Here is a 16,210-nt window from a genome sequence, read left to right as displayed (position 1 = left end):
CCACCGTTACAACGCCGAGCATTTGCCTCGTGTAACCGCTCATACGACACGCTGCGGTGGCGCGCGCCTCGTGAGCCGCCAGCGGCGTGCTCGCGAGCGCGTGCGAGGGATGAACGAGTCGCCCGTGGGCGACGAGTGAATCGGCTGGGGAGGGTGTGGCTGAAAGTTGTGTCCGTGTATCACGGGGTCGTCTCGCTCACGTGGGTACCGTCGCATGCGTGTTGGAGAGGGTGTGACAGACACTAGTTCCCACGTAGTAGCGTGTCAGTTTCGTCGTGCGCCGACCGACGCCTGCTGCGCACAGGCAACCCATCGCTCAGCCGTTCCGCCGACTCGCCCGTTCCGCCGACTCGTTCGCTCCGTTCGCCGATCCGTTCGTCCCGTTCATTCCGTTCGTCGACGCTTTTGACCCCGCCGTCACCGCATCTCCGGAGTCGACTGCATCGTCGGCCGCCCGCGTCAGGGCGTCGGCGTCGTCGGTGCCGAACGCCGAGTCGACGAGCATCTGCCCGCCGAGCACCGAAGGCGAAATCACACGGTCGGCCCCGGCACGGCGGAGTTTGTCGATATTTTCTCGCTGGGTCGCGGCCGCAACGATTCTGACGTCCGGGTTGAGCTGTCTGGCTGTGAGGATGGCGAGTGCATCGCGTGCGTCGTCGGCAGCCGCGACGACGACGGCCCGAGCATCCTCGATGCGGACGCGGCGAAGCGGGTCGACGTCGCTCGGGTCGGCAGTGAGCACCGGCACCGACCGCTCTGTCAGCCGACGGGCGGCCGTCTCGTCGGTCGTCACGACGGCGTGTGCGTGTCCCTGTTCGTCGAGTCCGTCGAGGATGGGCTCCGTGAGGTCGCCGTACCCCAACACGAGGACGTGATCGTCAAGGAGTTCGAACTGTCTGTTTGTCATGGTTCCAAGCGCCTTCGAGAGCTGTGCCTCGATGGCAGGGGTGAGGAGGACACCGAGTGCGACCGCGAAGGCCGCGACGTTCAACACGAGCGAGGAGAGCACGAACAGCTTTGTGATTCCGGTGGCGGGCGTCACGTCGCCGTACCCGACCGTCGAGGCGGTAACGATAGTGAAGTAGAACGCGTCGACGAGCGTGTCGACGCCAGCGAACTCCTCGCGCAGCGCGTACGATCCGACGGTGCCGTACGCGACCGCAGCACCGAGCGCAGTCCCGGCGGCGAGCTGTGTCGGTGACGGGACGAATCGTCGGTCGAAGCGCCCCCGATTGACCGCAAGCGGCACGACGGAGGCGAGTGAGAACGCCACAAGCAACAGCGAGACGGCGGACGTCTGGAGCAGTCCCTGTGCGGCCGCAAGCGGGAGCAACACCGCCGTCGAGTACCACCCGATACGGTAGCCCCGGAGCAGCGCGAATCCGCTTGCGAGCATCGCAACACCGGTCACTGTCCCGGTGAACCCGACCGCCTGCTGGATCGATGACGGAACGTACGACGCGAGCGGGCCACCGACGCCGACCCCACCGATGTGTAACAGGCCGACGACGACCGAACACACGGCGACGGCAAACGTCAGGAGTACCGACGCCCGGACCGAGACCCACTCACGGCTCAGCTCCATGCCCGCCCGTCTCCGGGGACCGTCCTAAATCCACCGAGGACGCAACGCTCATCACTCGTCCGCGCGCGATGGAGGTGTATGGAGTGGAAGCTGTTCGCGGATATCGCGGAGATCGCCGGTGACCGCGTTGTTGACGTCGACGTGTCCGCCGGAGACACCGTCGGGGATGCCCTCGACGAGTTGCTCGCGACGCATCCGGCGCTTCGTGACCGCGTCCTCGAAGACGACGACGTTGCAGACCACATCAACGTCCTGCACAACGGCCGAAACGTCCACCACGAGGACGGACTGGAGACGACACTGGACGCAGGCGACGAGCTGGCGCTGTTTCCGCCGGTGAGTGGCGGATGAGTCACTCACGTGCGTGCCGATCGGTCGGTTCAAACCTGGGCACACCACACTGGTGGGCATGACCGACGACACCGACGAGGAGAGCGAAACGCACACCGACGAGGAGAGCGACCGAGAAGAGTTCAGCCACGATCCCGTCGGACACGCGCGGGTTGAGGCAGGGATGACTACCGGCGAGCTGCTAGACGCCTACGGTGAGGCCGGGATCGGTGCGACTGCCCTCCACGAAGCCGGCGATGTCCTCACTGAGATGCTCGCGAACGACGACTGCACCGTGTTCTGCTCGCTTGCCGGCGCGATGGTCCCTGCGGGGATGCGCCGGGTCGTCTCCGATCTTATCCGTGACGGATATATCGACGCACTCGTCACCACTGGCGCGAACCTGACACACGACGCGATCGAAGCGATCGGCGGAAAACACCACCACGGCCGCACCCACGACCCGGAACGCAGCCTCCGCGAGCACGACGAGACGCTGCGTGAGGAGGGGGTCGACCGGATATACAACGTTTACTTACCGCAAGAGCACTTCACCGCGTTCGAACACCACCTCTGTGAGGCGGTGTTTCCGGCACTCGAGGGGTCCGGACCCGTCTCCATCGCGGAGCTGTGTGCGGCGCTCGGCGAGGCGAACGCCCGAGTGAACGAGCGCGATGATGTCGCTGAGGATCCGGGCATAGCCGCCGCCGCGGTTGATACAGACGTACCGATATACTGTCCGGCGGTCCAAGACTCTGTGTTGGGCTTACAGGCGTGGATGTACGCACAGACCGCTGACTTCACGCTGGACGCACTCGCCGACATGACGGCGCTCACCGACCTCGCGTTTGCGGCCGACGACGCGGGCTGTCTGCTCGTCGGTGGTGGCGTCCCGAAGAACTTCACGCTCCAGACGATGCTCGTGACCCCGCGTGCGTACAACTACGCTGTCCAGCTCACCATGGACCCCGAGGCGACGGGCGGACTCTCGGGGGCCACGCTCGAGGAGGCGCGCTCGTGGGGCAAACTGGAGCCGGACGCCCGAAACGCCTCGGTGTACGGGGACGCGACGGTGACACTCCCGCTTCTCGTCGCGGCCGCCCGTGAGCGAATCGAAGGCGCCAATTAGATATAATTAGCTTTTTTGTCGAGGGGTCACACCATCCGTGTGATGAGCGAGTACACCACCATTTCGCTGCGCAAGGAGTTCGTCGCGGACGTAGAAGCGTACATCGAAGACGAGCCGTTCGGCTCGGTGAAAGAGTTCGTGAAACACGTCGTGGTTCGAGAGATGGAGACCGACGAGCCGATCTCAGCGGCCGAAGCGAAACAGATTGCCGCGAAACTCCGCGAGTTGGGCTACATGGAGTGAGTCGATGTCGGGCTCGACCCTCTCCACAGATCTCGACCGCGCGGATGTGATCCTCGGCGGTATGCCAGTGGTGTTTTTCGGGACGTCCGGCGTCGGGACCCTCGCGTTCGACGCCTGGGTCGTCGCCGTCTGTGGTGCGGCCCTGCTCTGTTGTCTGCTCGTGGCTGATGGGCTCTTTGTGCATCCGCCGTCAGACGGATGAGCCCACAGATATACGAGTCACTCAAGAAGAGAGCAGACAGGCAGCAGTGAAACGCGGGTTATCAGTTAGTGATCGCCGGTTTTCGACTGCCAGGCGTAGTCGCGTCGCTTCGCGGAGTCGCCGAAGCCACAGGAGGCGCACCGTTCTTTCGTGAGGTGGTACGACTTCTCGCCGCAGCGGCGGCACTTTACGTGCACCGTCTTGTTCTTTTTCCCTTGAGAGGGCGTGCCGGAGCCGGTCATGCTTTGATTGTGACGACGTTATCGCCGCGTATAATCGTTGTGTCTTCGATTGCGACGGCGAACTCACCGTCGAGATCGCCGTCGACGCGGTCGTCAACGGCCGGCTCCGGTTCGATCACGATGTTCATGTGCTGGTCGTAGCCGCCGAGGACACCGTAGTACGTCGTCCCGTCTTTGAGGTGTACCGTCACCGGCTCCTCGAGCGACGCTTCGAGCACGTCGAGGGGTCGTCCACTCATTACCTTCACCGGTGCCCGTGAAACTATTAAAAATACCGGGAGACGGACGGATTGGTGCGTTCGACCGAGACGAAACGCTTTGACCCCTCACCCGAGTTCCTCGTTCCATCGCCGATAGAGACCGATTCCGAAGGCGAGGATCACACCGCCCACGCCGATCTGCCGGCCGACCGTCCCGACGTCACCCGCGTTGAGTGCGACGACCGCTCGGACGGTCACCACGGCCGTGACGAGCCCGACCAGCGCGAGTGCGACGTCTCGAGTCTCCATACGATTCGGTCACGTGTACGCTGTATAAACGACCAGGTTGTCACACGACAAGCCGCCCGTTAATCTAGTCGATGTATGAGTGTAACTCGTACGCGTGTAAAACGCGGGTGTGCCCGGCATGATAGACCCAGTTCTCGCCAGTCGGCTACAGTTCGCCATTACGACCATCGTCCACATCATCTTCCCGGTGATGAGCATGGGGTTGGCGCCGTTTCTCATTTACTTCACGTGGAAGGATATTCGGACAGGGGCACCGATCTACGAGCAGTTACGTCGGTTCTGGACCAAGATGTTCGCCATCTCGTTCGTCGTCGGGACGGTAACGGGGATCGTCTTGGAGTTCGAGTTCGGGACGAACTTCGCAGCGTTCTCGACGGCCGCGGGCGAGCTGTTGGGCGGGCCACTCGCAGTCGAGGGGATGATGGCGTTCATGCTCGAGGCCACGTTCCTCGGCGTCTTTGTCTTCGGCCGCGATCGATGATGAGACTGTCCTCGTTGACGTCAGACTCGACACCGAGTTCCGCGGCGAGCGGACCGCCCTGCCCGGCACGGTCGAATCGGCGGTTCGCGGGGGACACGTGCCGGGCGCGATCAACGTGCTGTGGGCCGAGAATCTTCGGCCGGACCGTCGGTTCAAACCTCCGGCAGCACTTCGAGCGCTGTATGCGGACCACTGGATCACGGTCGACGAGACCGTGATCGCCTACTGTCGGATCGGTGAGCGGTCGTCTATCACTTGGTTCGCCTTATCGGAGCTGTTGGGTTTCGATCGCGTGGCTAACTACGATGGGTCCTGGACCGAGTGGGGGAACCTCGTTGGTGTGCCGATCGAGACGGGGGTGACGTCGCGGTGAGCAGAACGGCGCGACGATCGGGGCGGTGAGGACGGTGAAGGCGGTGAGGACGGTGAGGACGGTGAAGACGGTGAGGACGGTGTGACGGCCGGGGCGTCATAGGGGGCGTGACATACCGTCGTTCACGCGCCGACGATGCCGAGACGGTCGCCGCGGCGACGATCCCCGGTGTTTTTATCATCTCGCGGTTTACCGTTTGGTACCACACTCCCGCGGGACACGGTGAGCCGACGTCGGCTCGGCCGTAGCGGGGCCTTCACCGACACGCGGTTAGACGCCGGGGCTGACGGCTCCTGTGCGGGGTACCAGTGAGAGACCGCCGAACGGCGGCGATTGAACCCACACTACCATGGAAATCGAAATTGCGACAATCGGCGGCTACGAAGAGGTCGGCAGACAGATGACGGCAGTCCGTGCGGGCGAGGATATCGTCATCTTCGATATGGGCCTGAACCTGAGTAAGGTCCTCATCCACGACAACGTGGAGACCGAGAAGATGCATAGTCTCGATCTGATCGATATGGGCGCGATTCCCGACGACCGGATCATGAGCGATCTCGAGGGTGACGTCCAGGCCATCGTCCCGACGCACGGCCACCTCGACCACATCGCCGCGATCCCTAAACTCGCCCACCGATACAACGCGCCCGTGGTCGGGTCGCCGTACACCATCGAACTGGTGAAACAGCAGGTTGCCGACGAGGGCAAGTTCAGCGTCGACAACGACCTCGTGAAGATGAAAGCCGGCGCCACGATGGCGATCGGTGACTCCGAACAGGTGGAGTTGGAGTTCGTCAACGTCACCCACTCGATCATCGACGCGATCAACCCGGTGTTACACACGCCCGAGGGCGCCATCGTCTACGGCCTCGACAAGCGCATGGACCACACACCAGTCATCGGCGACCCGATAGACATGACGCGATTCCGCGAGATTGGTCGCCAGGACGAGGGAGTGCTCTGTTACATCGAAGACTGCACCAACGCCGGCAAGAAGGGCCGTACACCGTCGGAGTCGGTGGCCCGGAAACACCTGCACGACACGCTCAAATCGGTCGAAGACTACTCAGGTGGAATCGTGGCTACGACGTTTTCCTCACACATCGCACGGGTGAAGTCGCTCGTCGAGTTTGCCCGTGAGATCGGCAGACAGCCGGTCCTGCTCGGCCGCTCGATGGAGAAGTACTCCGGCACCGCAGAGCGGCTCGACTTCGTCGACTTCCAGGGTGACGTCGGGATGTACGGCCACCGTAAGTCGGTCGACCGCGCGTTCAAGCGGATCATGAAAGAAGGGAAGGGCAATTTCCTCCCCATCGTGACGGGCCACCAAGGTGAGCCGCGCGCGATGTTGACCCGAATGGGACGCGGTGAGACGCCGTACGAGCTCGAAAATGGTGATAAAGTCGTCTTCAGCGCTGGCATCATCCCCGAGCCGACAAACGAGGGACAGCGGTACCAGTCCGAACAGCTGCTCCGGATGCAGGGAGCGCGAATCTTCGACGACATCCACGTCTCCGGGCACCTGCGTGAGGAGGGCCACTACGAGATGCTCGATGCGCTCCAGCCGCAACACCTTCTGCCGGCCCACCAGAACATGAAGGGCCGGTCGCCGTACGTCGACCTTGCGAACTCACAGGGGTACAAGCTCGGTCGTGACCTCCACGTCACGCAGAACGGAAACACGATCCAACTCGTCGAATGACGACCGAGACGACGGAGGCGCGGGTGCTCGAGGCCATCCGCGAGCGGCGCGAGCTAGTCAACGCCGCTATCGACGAGGAGCTTCCCGTACAGCCGCCGGAGCGGCTCTACGAGGCGTCGCGGTACATCCTCGAGGCGGGTGGCAAGCGACTTCGCCCCGCGGTGACGACACTTGCAGCGGAGGCAGTGGCCGGCGTCGAGCCGATGAGCGCCGACTTTCGGTCGTTTACCGCCCCCGACGGGAGCGTCGTCGACATCATGCGTGCGGCCGTCTCGATCGAGGTTATCCAATCGTTCACGCTTATTCACGACGACATCATGGACGACGACGCGCTGCGCCGGGGTGTCCCAGCGGTCCACGAGCAGTACGACACCTCAACGGCGATCCTCGCCGGCGACACCCTCTATTCGAAGGCGTTCGAGATACTGTCCGAGACCGGCGCCGACCCGGCGTGTGGGCAGGCAGCGATGCGACTGCTCGCCTCGACGTGTACGGAGATCTGTGAGGGACAGTCGCTCGACGTCGCCTTCGAGTCACGCGACGACATCGACCCCGACGAGTACCTCGAGATGGTCGAATTAAAAACCGCCGTGTTGTACGGTGCGGCAGCCTCGATGGCGGGCGTGTTGCTTGGCGCCGACGACGAGGTCGTCGACGCGCTCTATCAGTACGGCATCGACTCCGGTCGCGCGTTCCAGATCCAAGACGACGTGCTCGACCTCACCGTCGCGTCCGACGAGCTCGGCAAACAGCGCGGCTCGGACCTCGTCGAGGGAAAAGAGACGCTCATCACCCTCCACGCCCGTCGGGCTGGCGTCGACGTCGACGGACTCGTCGACGCAGAGACGCCGGCGGCTGTCACCGAGGCGGCCGTCGACGAGGCAGTCGAGACTCTCGAGACAGCCGGGTCCATCGCGTACGCCAGAGACACGGCAGCGGAGCTCACCGAGCGCTCAAAAGAACACCTTTCGGTGCTCCCGGAGAGCGACGCGCGCCGTCTTCTCGAGGACCTCGCGGACTACCTCATCACCCGCGGGTACTGATCCCGCGGGAAACGCAAGACGGTTAGTGACGCCCGCGTGAAGACGACCATGACCGAGTACTTTGAGGTTCACGAGCGTGACGGCGCGGCGAGGATCGGTGAGGTGCGACTCACCGATCCGGTGACCACGCCCGCGCTCGCCGACCCGTTCCTCGTCGATGCCGGCAGTCTCTGGGCTGCTGATCGCGAGGAGCCAACCGGTGATCCCGCGGCGCTTACGTTGCTTCCACACCGATCGTTCCCAGCAGGGACGCGTACAGCGGTTCGCGAGGCGTTTCAGGTTGATCACCCCGACATCGACGCGCCGACCGCGGCCGTCGTCGACAGCGCATCACCGGAACCGGTCGGCGCGGACGCGTACCTCTTAGCGGATACCGCCGGGTTCATTGGCCACGGCGAGGCGTTTCGTGACGCGATCTGTGCGGCGAAGGCGGCACTGCCCGCAGACACCGCGCTGTATCTCGCCGGCGTAGCGACACCTGCGAACGTTGCGACGCTTGTCGCTGCGGGCGTTGACCTCGTCGACGCGACGCTGGCACAAACGAAGGGGACCCAAGGAAAGTACCTCACCGAGTCGGGTGACCACTTCCTTGAGGACCTTACCGAGCTGCCGTGTGCCTGTCCGGCGTGTGCGACGCCTCGCGACTCGTTCACCCGTACCGACTGTGCTGAGCACAACGTGAACGCGCTTACAGCCGCGCTGCGCCGGGTTCGTGAGTTGATTCGAGCCGGACGATTGCGCGACTATCTTGAGGGGCAAGCGCGCCACGAGGCGTGGCTCACGGCAACGCTCCGGGAGTTCGACGACCAGTGGACGTATCTCGAAACACGGGCCCCGGTGTTTCGAAACGCCGAGCTCACCGCCGCGTCGGCCGAGACGCTCGACAGAGTGGCGATCAAACGGTTCGCTGACCGTGTGACGACTCGATATCGGAACCGGTTCACGGACCAACCGCTGGTGCTCGTTCCCTGCTCGGCGACGAAGCCGTACAGCGACTCCCAGAGCCACCGGCAGTTTCACGACGCGATCCAGTGGCGCGGACACACCGTCTCGATGACCTCGCCCATCGGGGTCGTGCCACAAGAACTCGAGACGACGTATCCCGCCCAACACTACGACTCGGTCGTCACGGGCGATTGGGCCGAAGACGAGATCGGCTTCGTCGCCGAGGTGCTCCGGCGGTACCTGGCTCGTACCGACTACGACCGAGTTATCGCACACGTGCCGACTGACGGGTACCGCGAGATATGTGAGCGCGTCGAGGCCGACCCGGCCGTCGATATTCCGTTCGAGTACACCTGTGAGGACCACCCAACGACCGACGCGTCGCTTGCGGCGCTTGATGCCGCACTCGCCGGCGAGCCGGCCTACAGCAAGCGCGAACGCGAACACAATACGGTTCGGGCACTCGCCGACTACCTGATCGGTGACGGCGCAGGAGACGCGCTGTTCACCGATCTTTCGACGACGGGCCGCTATCCCAAGCTCCAAGCGTGGACGAACGAGGGTGACGACCGCGAGCAGCTCGCAACGATGGTGCCACAGTACGGCACGCTCTCGTTCACGCTCGCGGGGGCTCGCCGGTGGGTCGAAAGCGATGCGCCGACACGTCGCGTCGAGATCGACGGCTTTGTTCCACACGGATCGGTGCTCGCGCCGGGTGTCGTCGACGCGACCGACGCGATCCGTGTCGGCGACGAGGTGGTCATCGAGGGACCGAAGGCATTCGCGGTCGGCCGCGCTGAGATGGCCGGCACAGAGATGGCGGAGTCGACTCGCGGCGTCGCCGCGACGGTCCGCCACGTTGAGGAAACGTGAGGTGGTCGATCACTCGACGGGGACGTACGTCTCGAGCCGGGTGAGCTGCCCGTCGGCGACGGTAAACACGTCGAGAAACGTGAACAGCTCATCGCCAGCGGCGTCGAGGAGCCGACCGCGAACGGCGATGCCGGTCTCCTCGCTGCTCGAGTCACCGCTCGACGTGCCGCCGCCTGGGTCGGTCGTGTACACCGCGTCGACGACGTGTTCGGTGTCGGTCATCGGCCGTTCCTCGCGCATGAACGTAACGAACCGATCGCGGCCCCGGAGCGTCTGGTCCGGACGCGCGTGGACGAACGCCGGGTCAAGCCGGTCGGCGAGCGCCTCGTATCGGTCGGTATCTATCGTCTCGTAGTACGACCGCGCAAGCGCTGCGGGTGTCGGCTCACACATCGGCGAGGCTGGCGAACTCGCTTGCTGACGTGCGGGTGCCTTTCGATATGATGACGTCGCCGACGCGGATGGTGGTGTCGAGGTCGGGGCCGACGAGCCATCCCTCCTTCGGGCGCCGAATCGCGAGCACACTCGTCGAGACGTCCGTGGCCGGCACACCGTCTTCGACACGCGTACCTGCCAGGTCGCTTCCAGCCCCAACAGGCGTTCGCGTGATGATCTCGTCTGATTCGCGGACGGCCATCTCGACGACCGGGTGCACGCTTAGGTCGCGTAAGACTCCCTCAGCGATCTCAACGGCGGCGTCGGAGACCTCTTCGGTCGCGACGCCGAGGTGGATGAGCCCCCGGAGCGAAACCGGATCCGCTGCTGCCTTTGCCGCCCGCAGCGTCCACGCTTCGAACCGCGACTGCAAGGCGTCGACTTCCACCTCGAGGTTAGATACCTCCGTCGCGAGGGCCTCGGTATCGAAGAGTACGGCGCCGTACGCTAAGTCGACGGCGAGTTCGGAGAGGTTCTTCATCAACACGATAGAATCGACGGCCCGCTCAAGATCGTCGATGGCGGGCTCTGCGGGGGGGTCAGGCTCAAACGGTTCGCCAGAAAGCGCCGGGTACGCCTCGGTGACGCCCGCTTCAGGACCGCGAAGCAGTGTCACGTCGCCCGGATTAAGTCGCGTCGCCGGCCCGGGGTTGAGTATCCAGTCGTCGTCGCGTCTCACGGCGATAACTCGCACACCCGTTACCGACTCCAAGTCGACGTCGCCAAGCGTTCGGCCGGCGTACGGCGAGTCGGCTACGACGGTGCCGCGCACGAGGGTCTCGACGCCTTCGGTGAGTGCGCCGCGCATCGCGTCCGGAAGGCCGATCTCGTCGCTCACGATCTTTGCGATGTCGCCGGCGGCGTCAGAGATCTTGTCGGCGGCGGCAACGACGCCGAGCACGGGGGCCAGTGTCTCGGCCTCACTCGGGCTTCGCGCCGCGAGCATGAGGCTCATCCGGGCTCGAAGCTGGAGGACGTCCATCCGGTGTTCGAGCTCGACCACCTCGTGTGCGACCGACGGGCTGCCGTGAAGCACCGCGGAGTACGAGAGGTCGATGAGGAGCTCTGCGGTGTCTTTCATCTCCACGAGCAACTCCTTCACGCTCGTGGGCTCGTACGACACCGTCTCGGCTGGCCCTCGTTCGTCGAATCCGGGCATGTGATCGTGGTCACTGGCTCCGGCAAAAAGGCTTGTCACGGCGGTGAGCCGTCGGATTCGAGCGCGTCGCCGGCGACGTACGCGGGCGACTCGGTCACCCTACCGTCGATTGGCGTCGCCAGATCGACGAGTGTGAGCCACCCCAACAGCCGGCCCGCGCGATCGACCCACGTCTGCTCCCATGAGGGGTCCCGCGCGCGGTCGTGTCGCGGAACGTCCTCACGTGTCGCCGCGAAGAGCGATTCCGGTGTGACCGGTGTCACGGGTGTTGCCTCGCGGAGGCGATCAACTGCGGCAGGGACGTGTAACACTCCGTCACGGAGGCCTCGTCGGATCGCCTCGGCCGTCGGGTCGACGTCGGCTCGGACGAATCCGTGCGGCGTCTCGCGGACGAGACCGAGCGTGCGGAGGAACCCGAGCCAGTCGTTCGCGACCTGTCGGTTCGCAAGCCCACAGCGGTCACGGAGTCGGGCACAACAGTCGTCGGTATCGCCAGGCACGAGCGGGACCGCTCGCTGGTGTGCTCCGAGCGCGTCGAGATCGACTGGGGGTTCTGGAACGCGCTTGAGCCGCATCAGCGGTAGCCAAAGGAGTCGGCGAGCAGCGCCTCATCGGTCTCGCCGACCGTGTAGACGGGTCCATCGACGACGTCGACAGTGACCTGTGCGGGCGCAAACACGCTTTCAGGCACCGCATAGAAGTCCCATTCGGCGTCGTCGAACACCTCAACGAAGGGGGTGCCGTAGTCTTCACGGACGGTTGAGACGATCTGGTCAAACCGGTCGTCGTCACGGGCCACTTGGAGATGCACCCGCCCGCCGTATGCTAGGGCGTCGTTCGTTCGGCCCATCGCCAACGCCTCGTCGTGGGTTGCCGGCGCGACCGGTGCGCTGCCGGCCGCGTGAAGCACGTCGGTCGGTTCGTACCCGACTTCAAGGAGGCGAAACACCGCGAGTTCTGCGGCGCGTGCCGCGGTCGCGACCGACCCCGCCATCGAGCCGGTGGCGTAGGTTGGCAAGAAGACGCCCTCCGGGTCGACCTCCGCGAGGTCGGCGACGTGCTCGGCGACCGTCTCGTCTGGAAGTGTTGCGGACTCGACGGCGAGCGTCGCGAACTCGGCGGAGTCGTAGTAGCCGACCCGCTCGAACTCCGTCTCCTGGCCCACGAGCGCCCGTGCCGGCCCGGAGCCGAGGCCGTCGAAGCCGTCTTCGAACGTCAGCTCCCAGCCGGCCTTCTGTGCACATAACAGTGCGACTGCTGGATGGTCCGTCGAGAGCTCGACGTACTCTCTTGGGGCCCCGGCGAGCTCGCCGAGTCGCGTGTTTACGCTCGCGAGTCCAGCCGTCTGAATCTCTGTCAAAAGCAGTCCGGCCTCCACTCCGCCGGTAGCGTCCACCCCAAAGTCGATCACCGTCGCGCCGTTATCGAGTTCGTACCCCGCTACGTCGAGTTCGCCCGCGAAGTCGAGCGCCTCGTCGACGAGCTCGATTGCGGTCCGATTGATGCTCTCCATACCCGGCATTCGACCCCCACACTAAGGGGTTTGCCGGTCGCGGTTGAGCCACATTGGTGGGACCAGTAGCGGGGCTACCAGAATCCTCCCGAGCCGCTTGGGCCGCCAGGCCCGCGTGGGCCCGACGGTCGCGGGTCAGGGTCGATCCGAACCCGCTCACCCTCGGGGCGTGGGTCGATCTCCGTACCGTGTTCGTACCGGACGAACGAGAGGTAAAACGGCTCGCCACAGCCTGGGTCGCCCTCGCTCTCGCCAGATGGATCCCAGGTGACGCCCTCGCTCTCGCCGCAGACGAACCGAACGCCGTCGGCCGCGCCGTCCTCGAATGGGGCCGTCGGCTCGACGTACTCCCACCCCTCGAACGGATACGGCGTCACCGCCTTGTCGGCGAGGTAGCCGTCTCGTTCGAGAGCGACGATGGTTTCACAGTGAGGGCAGTGATAGGTGACGGGGTAGCTCATGCGGGTATTTAGAGCGGACCCAACAAACATCCGTCGGCAACGACGCCGACTCGGTCTCCTTGGTGGGTGCTCGTGGAACGCCGGCTCCTCGGCTCGTGTCCGGCGGGCCCGCAATCGCTTTGGGCGGGGGCGTCGACTCTGTGTCCATGATCGACGAGACGGTCACCGAGATACGAGCGATGCGAACGCACAGCACCTCGACGGTGGCGGTGAAAGCGACGCAGTCGCTCGCAGAGCTGCTCGAGCGTGAGTACACGGCCGTCGACGAGTTCGAACGGGATCTTGAGCACAACGCCGGCGTGTTACGACGGTCGAATCCGTCACACGCCGCGCTCCACAACGCGATGCGAGAGGTTGAGCGGGCGGTGATCGGTGAGCCGACCACCGTGGAGGGCGCAAAACAACGGCTCGAATCGGTGATCGACCGCGTCGTCGAGGATATCGAAACGGCAAAAGCGGCCGCAGCGGCCAACGCTGCCGCCCAGATAGCCGACGGTGAGACGATACTGGTCCACGACTACTCGAGTACGGTGCTCGAATCGATCGAGACCGCAGCCCGCAACGGCGCCCACCTAACGGTGTACGTGACGGAAGCCCGCCCACGGACGATGGGCCGCAAGACCGCGCGCGTACTCGCGGGCATGGACCGAGTCGACACGCACCTCGTCGTCGACGCGGCGATGGGGTATGCCCTCCGCGACTGCGACCGCGTCTTACTCGGAATCACGTGTATAACTGGCGGGACGTACTACAACCGAATCGGGACGTTCCCCGTAGTCGTCACCGCGCGCGAGCTCGGTGTTCCCGTAACCGCAGTTGGGTCGGGCGCGAAGACGATCGCTGAGTTCCGGTTCGAAAACGAGTTTCGCGACGACGTCGAAGTGATGCGCGAGCCCGTTGAGGGCGTGACGATCGAGAATCCGAGCTACGATGCGACCCCCATCGACATGCTCGATACCGTGATCACAGATGAGGGCGTACGCGAGTGATCGACCGCGGCACGCCGGCGATCGCGGCCAGGATCGGGGGCGCCACAACGGTTTTGGTGTGTGCTGCGTTGACGTGGTGTATGAGCGTGCATCGCGGCGGCGAGATCAGGTTCCGGATTCCGGCCCGAGAGACGCTCGAATCCGGCTGTGTGGGATCGGGGTGTGACCCGCTCGCAGTCGTGAGTGACCCCGCAGTCGTGGCCGCACTCGTCTGTGCCGGCCTGTTTCTCACGGTCGCCGTGGCGTATATTCGCGATGCGAAAGCGACGTGTCGCCAGGAGCGCCGACGGGTCGTCGACGAGCGCGACGCGTTTGAGGAGTTCGGCGACCGCGTCGCGGCACTGTCCCCTACCACGACCCGAGAGGGGTCTGCAGGGCCCGCGACCCTCACGGCCCCCGGTCTCACCGCCGCCCTGCCAACCGCGAACGGCGACCGCGGTCGGGTGCTGGCCGCCTACCGGGATACCGTCTTCTCGTTACCACATTACCGGGCGGAGTACGACGAGACGGTCGGCGAGAGCCTTGCTGCCGAGCTCGGTGAGGACGCAGCCGTCTCGCTGGCATCGAACAAGACGCTCTCGCCGGAGTTCCAATCTGCACTCGTCGACCGAAGCCGGCGCGCCGCGGCGGCGCGGGGGTCGCTCGCGGCCGCCATCGACATCGAGGTCGACCGCCTTGAGCAAGCGGGCGACCGAGTGGCCGGTATCGACCGGCGCCGCGAACGCCTCGTCGACCACCTTACGGGACTCACCGGCGAGACCGCACTCGACGCATCGATCGACGTCTGGGAGCGGCTCGACGCTCTTGAAGCCGAGTGTGATGCGGTTGCTGGCGACCGCCAGACGCAACTGTCAGAGCCACCGCGGCAGATACGCGATTCCGGGCCGTCGCCGTCCGTCGACGTCGCGTTCACCGAGTATCTATACGAGCCGAGTACGGGCCCCGATCACCCCGTGTTGGCGGCGATTGCAGCGGTCGCCGACCGGCTTCGACGCGACCGTGACCGTGTCGCTACCCGCATTGCGGAGTCGTGAGTCCACGGCCACCGCCCGGACGCGTCCGAGCCCCGATCACGCCGGTTCGTCCGTCCGGCGGTGGGCGTACTGCGTCCACACGAGGTGTGTGAATACGCCGAGCAGAAACGCCAGCCCGAGGTTCGTGAAGACACCGAGCCCGCCGACCGCGACCACGAGCTGGATGACCGTACTGAATCACCTATCGCTCCGGTGAACTCACCCCGGTCGAACGCGACCCGACCGTCGGTGGCTGAGGCGACGAATCCGCCCATATGCTGGCCGTCGCGTCGGCCCTGCTTGAACGTTGGCAGTAATCGGGTCCCCGCACGCTCGACAGTCACGTAGCCGGTTTCAATTTCGCGCGTGGAAGGCATCCTGCGCTGGGTGCGCGGTCAGAACGGCCACCACGACCGGTCGTAAACGAGGCCGCGGAGACGCGAGAGCCGGCTGCCTCGAGACGTCCGGTTGGCCGGGGCACGGCGATCCCATCCCGCCAACTCGGCCGCCTCACGAACCGGCCGGTACTCCCAGTCGGTGGCGTCAGCGATCTGTCGGTCGGTCCGTCCGGTGCCGACGAAGACGTGCCGAGGCGTGTCGGTCGCCTCGCGGATCGCCTCCATCGTCCCCCACTTGTCCCACCGCCGGATCGTGTAGTCGTTCTCGACGCCGTGTCGGTCAACGAACGCCTCCACGGCGCGTGTGTCGTTCGCGATGACACCGACGTGGGCGCTCCAACACCTGGCGTCGGCGAACGCTGCTTCTGGGTCTGCGAGTGACCGGGCGGCACCGAGACTAAAGAGCAGGGTCAACTCAGCGCCCTCAGCAGGGGCGGCGTCGGAACGATCGGTCGTGGTCACGAGTGATCGGCCGATCGATCGCCCGCACTGGGGATAAATCTCGCGCGGGCGGTCACGCCGAACCCGCTTCGGTCTCGGTCACGAGTCGCTTAAGAGGACGTGCCCCCGATCGTAGGCATGGTG

20 protein-coding genes and 1 pseudogene are annotated in these 16,210 nt (G+C 65.1%); 11 read left to right on the top strand and 10 right to left on the bottom strand.

Annotated features, from left to right (window positions below; all coding sequences use genetic code 11):
* Positions 1–316: 316 nt before the first annotated feature.
* Complete coding sequence (locus ACWUI7_RS10900) at positions 317–1,585, bottom strand: NAD-binding protein (RefSeq protein ID WP_496642244.1); 1,269 nt, start codon at positions 1,583–1,585, stop codon at positions 317–319.
* Positions 1,586–1,663: 78 nt separating this feature from the next.
* On the opposite strand from ACWUI7_RS10900, the gene ACWUI7_RS10895 reads away from it, so the two are divergent.
* The 4 genes from ACWUI7_RS10895 to ACWUI7_RS10880 are packed head-to-tail and all read left to right on the top strand — an operon-like array spanning position 1,664 to position 3,489.
* Entirely contained in the window at positions 1,664–1,936 is a 273-nt protein-coding gene (locus ACWUI7_RS10895) for a ubiquitin-like small modifier protein 1 (RefSeq protein WP_496642243.1), read from the top strand.
* 58 nt (positions 1,937–1,994) lie between these two features.
* Positions 1,995–3,044: a deoxyhypusine synthase gene (locus ACWUI7_RS10890; RefSeq protein ID WP_496642242.1), complete on the top strand. Its 1,050-nt coding sequence runs from the start codon at positions 1,995–1,997 to the stop codon at positions 3,042–3,044.
* Positions 3,045–3,086: 42 nt separating this feature from the next.
* The gene (locus ACWUI7_RS10885) at positions 3,087–3,287 is read left to right on the top strand and encodes a hypothetical protein (RefSeq protein ID WP_435160690.1); all 201 of its coding nucleotides are present in this window, start codon (positions 3,087–3,089) and stop codon (positions 3,285–3,287) included.
* Positions 3,288–3,291: 4 nt separating this feature from the next.
* Positions 3,292–3,489 carry a DUF8015 family protein gene (locus tag ACWUI7_RS10880; RefSeq protein WP_496642241.1) on the top strand — a complete coding sequence of 66 codons (198 nt, stop codon included), beginning with the start codon at positions 3,292–3,294 and terminating at the stop codon, positions 3,487–3,489.
* Positions 3,490–3,554: 65 nt separating this feature from the next.
* On the opposite strand, the gene ACWUI7_RS10875 is transcribed toward ACWUI7_RS10880, so the two are convergent.
* The 3 genes from ACWUI7_RS10875 to ACWUI7_RS10865 all read right to left on the bottom strand — a co-directional run bounded on the left by ACWUI7_RS10875 (position 3,555) and on the right by ACWUI7_RS10865 (position 4,240).
* Entirely contained in the window at positions 3,555–3,731 is a 177-nt protein-coding gene (locus ACWUI7_RS10875; protein ID WP_496642240.1) for a 50S ribosomal protein L37e, read from the bottom strand.
* Positions 3,728–3,970: an LSM domain-containing protein gene (locus tag ACWUI7_RS10870; protein WP_496642239.1), complete on the bottom strand. Its 243-nt coding sequence runs from the start codon at positions 3,968–3,970 to the stop codon at positions 3,728–3,730. Before ACWUI7_RS10870 ends, ACWUI7_RS10875 begins: the two co-directional genes overlap by 4 nt.
* 87 nt (positions 3,971–4,057) lie before the next feature.
* Positions 4,058–4,240: a DUF8073 family membrane protein gene (locus ACWUI7_RS10865; RefSeq protein WP_496642238.1), complete on the bottom strand. Its 183-nt coding sequence runs from the start codon at positions 4,238–4,240 to the stop codon at positions 4,058–4,060.
* A 118-nt stretch (positions 4,241–4,358) separates the two neighbouring features.
* On the opposite strand from ACWUI7_RS10865, the pseudogene ACWUI7_RS10860 reads away from it, so the two are divergent.
* From ACWUI7_RS10860 to arcS, 5 genes and pseudogenes are all read left to right on the top strand, one after another.
* Positions 4,359–4,718 (top strand): annotated as a pseudogene (locus ACWUI7_RS10860) (cytochrome ubiquinol oxidase subunit I); the annotation flags it as partial.
* Positions 4,699–5,094, top strand: coding sequence for a sulfurtransferase (locus ACWUI7_RS10855; protein ID WP_496642237.1), 396 nt, complete (start codon positions 4,699–4,701; stop codon positions 5,092–5,094). The pseudogene ACWUI7_RS10860 and the gene ACWUI7_RS10855, both read left to right, overlap by 20 nt.
* A gap of 349 nt (positions 5,095–5,443) precedes the next feature.
* Positions 5,444–6,796, top strand: a complete 1,353-nt coding sequence (locus ACWUI7_RS10850; RefSeq protein ID WP_496642236.1) for an RNase J family beta-CASP ribonuclease — start codon at positions 5,444–5,446, stop codon at positions 6,794–6,796.
* Entirely contained in the window at positions 6,793–7,839 is a 1,047-nt protein-coding gene (locus tag ACWUI7_RS10845; RefSeq protein ID WP_496642235.1) for a polyprenyl synthetase family protein, read from the top strand. The genes ACWUI7_RS10850 and ACWUI7_RS10845 overlap by 4 nt, the downstream gene beginning before the upstream one ends.
* A gap of 48 nt (positions 7,840–7,887) precedes the next feature.
* Complete coding sequence (gene arcS / locus ACWUI7_RS10840; protein ID WP_496642234.1) at positions 7,888–9,657, top strand: archaeosine synthase subunit alpha; 1,770 nt, start codon at positions 7,888–7,890, stop codon at positions 9,655–9,657.
* Between the two features lie 9 nt (positions 9,658–9,666).
* Here the strand turns inward: arcS and ACWUI7_RS10835 are convergent, their stop codons facing one another.
* From ACWUI7_RS10835 to ACWUI7_RS10815, 5 genes are all read right to left on the bottom strand, one after another.
* Positions 9,667–10,050: a nuclear transport factor 2 family protein gene (locus ACWUI7_RS10835; RefSeq protein ID WP_496642233.1), complete on the bottom strand. Its 384-nt coding sequence runs from the start codon at positions 10,048–10,050 to the stop codon at positions 9,667–9,669.
* The gene (locus ACWUI7_RS10830; protein WP_496642232.1) at positions 10,043–11,251 is read right to left on the bottom strand and encodes a potassium channel family protein; all 1,209 of its coding nucleotides are present in this window, start codon (positions 11,249–11,251) and stop codon (positions 10,043–10,045) included. Before ACWUI7_RS10830 ends, ACWUI7_RS10835 begins: the two co-directional genes overlap by 8 nt.
* Before the next feature lie 35 nt (positions 11,252–11,286).
* Entirely contained in the window at positions 11,287–11,826 is a 540-nt protein-coding gene (locus ACWUI7_RS10825; RefSeq protein ID WP_496642231.1) for a double winged helix-containing putative transcriptional regulator, read from the bottom strand.
* The gene (gene mch / locus ACWUI7_RS10820) at positions 11,826–12,764 is read right to left on the bottom strand and encodes a methenyltetrahydromethanopterin cyclohydrolase (protein ID WP_496642230.1); all 939 of its coding nucleotides are present in this window, start codon (positions 12,762–12,764) and stop codon (positions 11,826–11,828) included. The genes ACWUI7_RS10825 and mch overlap by 1 nt, the downstream gene beginning before the upstream one ends.
* Positions 12,765–12,838: 74 nt before the next feature.
* On the bottom strand, positions 12,839–13,225 hold the full coding sequence (locus tag ACWUI7_RS10815; protein WP_496642229.1) for a DUF7969 family protein: 387 nt from the start codon (positions 13,223–13,225) through the stop codon (positions 12,839–12,841).
* Positions 13,226–13,371: 146 nt separating this feature from the next.
* Here ACWUI7_RS10815 and ACWUI7_RS10810 point away from each other — a divergent pair, with 146 nt between their 5' ends.
* Both ACWUI7_RS10810 and ACWUI7_RS10805 read left to right on the top strand, forming a co-directional pair.
* Positions 13,372–14,214: an eIF2B alpha/beta/delta subunit family protein gene (locus ACWUI7_RS10810; RefSeq protein WP_496642228.1), complete on the top strand. Its 843-nt coding sequence runs from the start codon at positions 13,372–13,374 to the stop codon at positions 14,212–14,214.
* 80 nt (positions 14,215–14,294) lie between these two features.
* Complete coding sequence (locus ACWUI7_RS10805) at positions 14,295–15,248, top strand: DUF7260 family protein (RefSeq protein ID WP_496642227.1); 954 nt, start codon at positions 14,295–14,297, stop codon at positions 15,246–15,248.
* Between the two features lie 374 nt (positions 15,249–15,622).
* Here ACWUI7_RS10805 and ACWUI7_RS10800 read toward each other — a convergent pair whose 3' ends face one another.
* Complete coding sequence (locus tag ACWUI7_RS10800) at positions 15,623–16,087, bottom strand: DUF7124 domain-containing protein (RefSeq protein WP_496642226.1); 465 nt, start codon at positions 16,085–16,087, stop codon at positions 15,623–15,625.
* Between the last annotated feature and the right edge of the window lie 123 nt (positions 16,088–16,210).

It is taken from the genome of Halorubrum orientale (assembly GCF_059623105.1).
This window is presented reverse-complemented; position numbering and strand designations above follow the sequence as displayed.